This is a genomic window from Protofrankia sp. CiT1 (genome assembly GCF_917627335.1).
Lineage (GTDB): Bacteria > Actinomycetota > Actinomycetes > Frankiales > Frankiaceae > Protofrankia.
This window is the reverse complement of record NZ_CAKJTP010000001.1, coordinates 116356-123238: the sequence shown is the minus strand read 5'-3', so window position 1 is coordinate 123238 and position 6883 is coordinate 116356. Positions and strand designations below refer to the sequence as shown.

The following is a 6883-nucleotide window of genomic DNA, read 5'->3' as shown; positions in this document are numbered from 1 at the left end:
GGTGTTTCGGTCAGGCGGTGCGGACGAGGAGGCTGACGGGGAAGTCGCGCAGCAACCGCAGGACGTAGGCGACGCCGCCGTCGTGCCGGCGGCCGGTGAACAGGTCGGTCCAACGACCGTCGGGCAGCGGGAGGGTGGTGTCCCGCCAGCCGCCGCCGCGGCGCAGCCCGAGCACCAGCCGGGGCGCCACCGCGATCACCTCCCCGGAGCGGACAAAGGCGACCACGTGCTCGGCCGCCGAGCCTGATGCCCACAGCGGCCGGTAGGTCGCTTCCGCGCCGAACCACTGCGGATGTTCCCGGCGCAGCCTTAACGCACGGGCGACAACCAGCAGTTTCGCCGCGCCGGTGTCGTCGAGCGCGGGTGGCTTGCGGGCGCCTGGATCCGGCCCGAGCTCGGTCAGCAGCTTCGCCCGCTCGCCGAAGTTGACCGGCCGCCGATTGTCCGGGTCGACCAGGGAGGCGTCCCACACTTCCTGGCCCTGATAGACATCGGGCACGCCGGGACAGACCAGCTGGAGAAGCTTCTGGGCGAGGGAGTTCTGGCGCCCGAGCTCCACCAGGGCCGCAACATAGGTTTCCAGGGCGGCCACGTAGTCTCGGTCGTCGAGGACGGCGTCGACGTAGTTCACCAGCGCGGCCTCGTAGCCGGCGTCCGGGTCGGTCCAGGAGGTGTACATCTTGGCCTCGCGGACGGCTTTGAGCAGGTGATCCCGGGCGCGCTCGATCGGCAGCGGCCACGCGCCGACCAGGGTCTGCGCCAGCAGGTAGCAGGCCTCCCGGTCCGGCCAGCCACGTTCGGTGTCCGTGTGCCGCTCGCCCAGGGCGATCAGGCGGCGGGCCAGCTCGCCCCAGCCGTGCGGGTCCTCGGTCAGGACGGCGAGCCTGGCCCGCACGTCCTCCGAGCGCTTGGTGTCGTGGGTGGACAGCGCCGTCATCGTCAGCGGCCACGTCCGTTGGATGATCGCGTTGGCCTCGTGGAACTCGTGCACAGCGCTGTGCGGATGCCCGGCGGGAAAGCCGGGGAAGTCGCCGGGAGCGCCGCCGACCTCGTTGAGGGCGATCATCCGGCCGTAACGGTAGAAGGCGGTGTCCTCGATGCCCTTGGCCATGACGGGCCCGGTGGTCTGTTGGAACCGCACCACGAACTCGGACGGGCCGGCCAGCGCCAGGTTCTCGATGAGATCGATCTCGCCGGACCGCCGCGGCAGGGACTCCCGGGCGCGCTCGCACGCCCCGACCACGTGCGCTCGAGCCTCCAGGGTCGCGGCCCCGCCTGGCCGGATGTAGGCGCGGTAGACCGCGAACGCGGCCAGCACCTCCGCGAGCGCGTCGCGAAGACCGGTACGCGTCAGGTCCGCGCGCCGCCGCCGCGCCTCGGTGAGCGCGAGTGCCGCCAGCCGCTCCAGCTCCGGGCGCAGGACATCCGTGAGCGCGTCCAGCTTCGCCGTGTGGGCGACGGCCGCGAAGTCGGGCGACGAACCGGTGATACCGGTGTACAGCTGGGTGATGGGCCTGGCCGCTGTCGGGTCGATGAACAGCCGGGTGAGCCGGTTGAGTGTGTCGTAGCCGGTGGTGCCGGCGCAGGCCCAGGTGCCGGGCAGGGCCTCGCCCGGTTCGAGGATCTTCTCCACGACCGTCCACACGCCGCCGGTGGCCTCGGACAGCCTGCGCAGGTAGTCCTCGGGATCGGCGAGGCCATCTGGATGGTCGACCCGCAGGCCATCGACGGCGCCGGCGCGCACCTGGTCGAGGATCAGGCGATGGGTCGCGGCGAAGACGGCCGGCTCCTCCTGGCGCAGGCCCACGAGGGTGGTGATGTCGAAGAACCGGCGGTAGTTGAGCTCGGTGCCGGCGACCCGCCAGAAGCACAGCCGGTAGTGCTGCCGGTCGAGGGTGGCGGCTATGTCGCCTGGTGTGGCGGTCCCCTCGGCCACCGGCAGCACGTGGTCGTGATAAACGATCACTGATTCGGCGTCGTCGTTCGTCGCGAGCCTGATCTCCCCGCCCGCGAGGCAGTCCGCCAGCGGCTCACCCAGAATCGGGACGACGACCTTGCCGGGGTTGTCCGGGGAGTCCCAGTCGATGTCGAACCAGGAGGCGTACGGCGACGCCCGGCCCTCCCGCAGCACCGACCACCAGCCGGCGTTCACCGACTCCGGCGCGGCGATCGCCATGTGGTTCGGCACCAGGTCCACCACGAGGCCGAGGCCCGCCTTGCGGCAGGCGGTCACCAGCCGGCGGAAGCCGGCCGGACCGCCGAGCTCGGGGCTGATCTGATCGTGGTTGACGACGTCGTAGCCGTGGGCCGAACCGTCGACCGCTTCAAGCACGGGCGAGCAGTACAGGTGGGTGACCCCGAGGGCGGCCAGGTAGGGCACGATGACAGCCGCGTCGGTGAAGGAGAACTCCATGCTCAGTTGCAGCCGGTAGGTCGAGCCGGGGACCGGCCGGGCGGGCGCCGGGATGCCGCCGTCCCGTGGCTCAGTCGGCACAGCGCAGCACCAGGGCTGACCGGGCGTCGACCTCGATCGGGTCGTTGGCCTTCACGATCCGGCTGGTGGCGCGCGCGTCCGGCGCGGCGCTCTCACGCGTGCCGGCAGCCGCGGTCACGACCGCGGTGGGTACCCGGGTGTCGATGACGATCTCCCAGCTGGTGCCGAAGTTCTCCGGTGGCACGCGGAATCCGAGCGGTTCGAAGTGCGCGTTGAAGAAGAGCAGGAACGACTGGTCGACGACGTTCTCACCACGATGGTTGCGATCGGGTATGCCGTGGCCGTTGAGGAACATCCCCAGGGAGCGCGCCAGGCCGAACTCCCAGTCGGCGTCGGACATCTCGGTGCCATCCGGCAGGAGCCAGACGATGTCCTTGAGCGGCTCCCCGTCCTTGAGCGGCTCCCCGCCGTCCGAGCCGTGCCCCGAGGTACCACCGGAGCCACGAATCGCGTCCCCCTGAAAGAACCGCCGGCGGCGGAACACCGCGTGTTCCCGGCGCAGGGCGGACACGAGCGCGGTGAACTCCACCAGGCTCGCGTTGCGTTCCGCCAGCGACCAGTCCAACCAGGAGATTTCGTTGTCCTGGCAGTAGCCGTTGTTGTTGCCGTGCTGTGTGCGCCCCATCTCGTCACCGGCCACCAGCATGGGTACGCCCTGCGAGAGAAAGAGCGTGGTGAGGAAGTTCCGGACCTGGGCCGCGCGTAGCGCGAGCACGTCCGGATCGTCGGTCGGTCCCTCCGCCCCGCAGTTCCAGGACCGGTTGTCATCCGATCCGTCCCAGTTGTCCTCGCCATTGATTTCATTGTGTTTGCTGTTGTAGGAGACCAGGTCGTTGAGGGTGAAGCCGTCGTGGGCCGTGATGAAATTGATGGAGGCGGAGGGCCGCCGGCCGTCGGATTCATAGAGGTCGCTCGACCCGGTCAGGCGGGAGGCGAACTCGGCGATGCCATGGTCCTGGCCGCGCCAGAAGTCGCGCACGGTGTCACGGTACTTACCGTTCCACTCGGTCCACAGCGGTGGGAAGTTGCCGACCTGGTAACCGCCCGCGCCCAGATCCCAGGGCTCGGCAATCAGTTTGACCTGGGAGACGACCGGATCCTGCTGGACGAGGTCGAAGAAGGAGGACAGCCGGTCAACCTCGTAGAACTCGCGTGCCAGCGTCGCGGCCAGATCGAACCGGAATCCGTCGACGTGCATCTCGGTAACCCAGTAACGGAGCGAGTCCATGATGAGCTGGAGGACATGTGGGTGACGGACCCGCATACTGTTCCCCGTGCCGGTGTAGTCCATGTAGTAACGCGGATCGTCCTCTATCAGCCGATAGTAGGCGGTGTTGTCGATCCCGCGGAAGCAGAGCATGGGGCCCATGTGATTGCCCTCGGCCGTGTGGTTGTAGACCACGTCGAGGATTACCTCGATACCGGCGTCGTGCAGGTTCTTCACCATCAGCTTGAACTCCTGGACCTGCTGCCCGGCCCGGGTCGCGGCCGCGTAGGCGTTGTGGGGGGCCAGGAAGGCCAGTGAGTTGTATCCCCAGTAGTTGCGCAGGCCGCGGCTGACCAGATGCTCATCCTGGACGAACTGGTGGACGGGCATGAGCTCCACGGCGGTCACACCGAGCCGATGGTAGTGGTCGATCATGATCGGATGTGCCACGCCAGCATAGGTGCCGCGGTACTCCGCCGGCAGTCCCGGGTGCGCGATCGTGAGGCCGCGCACGTGCGCCTCGTAGATGACGGTCTCGTTGTACGGGGTGCGCGGCGGGCGGTCGTTGTCCCAGTCGAAGAACGGGCTGATGACCACCGACTTCATCATCCGTGAGGCGGAATCGGCGGTGTTCATGCTGTCCGGGTCGCCGAAGTTGTAACCGAACACCGACTGGTCCCAGTCGATCTCGCCGTCAACGGCCTTCGCGTACGGGTCGAGGAGCAGCTTGTGGGGATTGCAACGCAGCCCCCTCGCCGGGTCGTGAGGGCCGTGCACCCGATAGCCGTATCGCTGGCCGGGGCCGATGCTGGGCAGGAACCCGTGGTAGACGAATGCGTCGACTTCCTTCAGCTCGACGCGTGTCTCGGCATCGTCATCGTCGAACAGGCACAGCTCGACCTTCTCGGCGATCTCGGAGAAGATCGCGAAATTGGTCCCGGTGCCGCCATAGGTGGCACCGAGCGGATAGGGGCTGCCCGGCCAGACTTGCAACATACGCACGGAGCCTACGGGTGGTCGGGGATCCAGCGCCGACCGGCGCGGGTCTGGATGAGCCCCACGGGCCGGGTGAGTCCAGGCGGACGGTTTTCTGATCCTGTCAGGCTGGATCGTGCCAGGCCCGATCGTTGCGGGGGGATCAGCCGTACCGTGATGTGATCATATGCGGATTCGGTCCATTCGTGTTGCCGGCCATAAGAGCGACCGGCAACAGGAGAGTAGATCAAGGAATGGGGCTGGGGCGCGTGTATCGCGAGGCGGCGCGGGGAGCCACTTCCGTTGCTGGTCGCGCTACGGCGTGTCCCGGAAGTCGTCGTTCGATCAGGGAGCCCGCGTCCAGGCGGCTCCCGAAACACGCCCTGACCGTGCTCCGGCCATGAGCCCGGCCGCGGCGCGCCGGTGTTGGGACGCGCCCGGTCACTGGACCGGCCGACGGCCGTCACGAATCATCCGGATATCGCCCGAATGAACATGGATTGTCTGCCAGGGGGCGGGTATGGACGCGGCGGCAGCCCATGGCACCATCGGTACCGCACGGCGCGGACGATCGTGAGGCGAGGTCGCAGGGGAAGGCGTAACTCGTCGACGGAGGTCTTGCGTGGTCGCAATGTCATCAGCACGAGATCTTGTGTCAGGTCCGGCGTCCTTCAAGGTTCCCGGCATGTTGGCGGTTCTGGCCTGCCCGCCGCCGCTGTGTCCGCACCTGGAGTTCGCCGTGTCCGCCGTGCTGTCCTCGCCGGTGTCGCTGACCTGGAGCGAACAGCCACGGTCCCCGGGCTCGCTCTACGCGGGCCTGGAGTGGCAGGCTCCGTGCGGCACGGCCGGGCGTCTCGCGGGCCAGCTGCGTCGCCTCGGTCATGTCTCCTTCGACGTGGTCGAGGGCCCGTCGCCGGGCTGCGATTCGGAGCGCTACTCCCATACGCCCGAGCTCGGTCTGCACCGCGCGTCGATCGCCGCGAACGGGGACATCGTCGTTGGGGAAGCCGCGCTGCGTGCCCTCATCGAGCGGGGAGAGGGGCGGGAGACCCTCGCCAGAGGGCTGCAGCGCCTGCTGGGCACGGCATGGGACGAGGCCTTGGAGCCGTTCCGGCAGGCAGCCCACGGAGCTCCGGTGACCTGGTTGCGCCGGACGGGCTGACCCGGCTGTTCCCGCCCGGTCCCAGCGTGCGGCCTTGGCCCGCCCGGCGGCGACGAGACGCACCGGCTGGGTTCCGGCTGGACGGACTTTCGTTTATGATCATCGAAATTGATGTGGCGAAGGCCACACCCGATGGGGATCGTCCTAACGGGCACATACCCCACCGGTCGTGCGTTGTGGGTTGCGCACGAGACGTACTCAATTCACGGGAGAATTTCAGTGGCCACCGATTACGACACCCCCCGCACCACCGATGCCGAGGAGGTTTCCGAGCAGAGTCTGGAGGCGCTCAAGGCGCGGCGGGCGGATGCGGCGGCCGACCTCGGAGACGATGTCGACCCGTTCGAGGCCGAACTTGACCTACCCGGCGCGGATCTGTCCGGCGAGGAACTGACGGTCCGCGTCCTGCCCCGCCAGGCGGACGAGTTCACCTGCAAGAGCTGCTTCCTGGTCCACCACCGCAGCCAGCTCGCCGACAGCCGGCGCATGATCTGTGCCGACTGCGCGGCATAAGAGCGACCGGCAACAGGGCTGGCCGGCTCGCGGCGTCCGGGCGGCGCTTCGCGACGCATCCGCCGGGCAGCTGGCATACCCTGACGGGCCTCCCAGATCGGCTTCGCCCAGCCGGCCGGAACCCCGGCTTGCGGCGGCGGCCCGTAAGGCGGGGCCGGTAGGTCATCAATAGCGCCGGATGTATCCGCCGGCGTGTCAGCCGATAGTGATCTATCCGACAGTCGGCCGGTACGGAGCGGGTTCGCCTGGCGGGCCACAGGCGATGCGATCGTGGTTCTGTCGCGTCGCCGACGGCCGGAGTTTTGAGCGGCTCCGGTAACAGGGCTGGCCGGCTCGCGGCGTCCGGGCGGCGCTTCGGGACGCATCCGCCGGGCAGCTGGCATGCCCTGACGGGCCTCCCAGATCGGCTTCGCCCAGCCGGCCAGAACCCCGGCTTGCGGCTGCGACCACGTCACGCGCTGACGGGGACGACGAGCGCGAACGCACCAGGCGGGCTCGGGTGGGCCGGGATGCCGGGCAATGTGATGGGCCT

4 protein-coding genes are annotated in these 6883 nt (G+C 68.8%); 2 read left to right on the top strand and 2 right to left on the bottom strand.

Annotated elements, in window-relative coordinates; all coding sequences use genetic code 11:
- Positions 1 to 10 precede the first annotated feature (10 nt).
- The gene (treY, locus tag MJ785_RS00540; RefSeq protein WP_239347208.1) at positions 11 to 2413 is read right to left on the bottom strand and encodes a malto-oligosyltrehalose synthase; all 2403 of its coding nucleotides are present in this window, start codon (positions 2411 to 2413) and stop codon (positions 11 to 13) included.
- A 70-nt stretch (positions 2414 to 2483) separates the two neighbouring features.
- On the bottom strand, positions 2484 to 4697 hold the full coding sequence (gene glgX, locus MJ785_RS00535; protein ID WP_239379882.1) for a glycogen debranching protein GlgX: 2214 nt from the start codon (positions 4695 to 4697) through the stop codon (positions 2484 to 2486).
- Positions 4698 to 5307: 610 nt separating this feature from the next.
- Here glgX and MJ785_RS00530 point away from each other — a divergent pair.
- Together MJ785_RS00530 and MJ785_RS00525 are read left to right on the top strand one after the other, a co-directional pair.
- Positions 5308 to 5838, top strand: coding sequence for a DUF3145 domain-containing protein (locus tag MJ785_RS00530; RefSeq protein WP_239379881.1), 531 nt, complete (start codon positions 5308 to 5310; stop codon positions 5836 to 5838).
- Positions 5839 to 6057: 219 nt separating this feature from the next.
- Entirely contained in the window at positions 6058 to 6351 is a 294-nt protein-coding gene (locus tag MJ785_RS00525) for a DUF4193 domain-containing protein (RefSeq protein ID WP_239308028.1), read from the top strand.
- Positions 6352 to 6883: the final 532 nt, after the last annotated feature.

Bases quoted from the DNA above. Each gene is read 5' to 3' on its own strand.
- treY (WP_239347208.1), bottom strand. From the start codon at position 2,413: ATGGAGTTCTCCTTCACCGACGCGGCTGTCATCGTGCCCTACCTGGCC.
- glgX (WP_239379882.1), bottom strand. From the start codon at position 4,697: ATGTTGCAAGTCTGGCCGGGCAGCCCCTATCCGCTCGGTGCCACCTAT.
- MJ785_RS00530 (WP_239379881.1), top strand. From the start codon at position 5,308: ATGTCATCAGCACGAGATCTTGTGTCAGGTCCGGCGTCCTTCAAGGTT.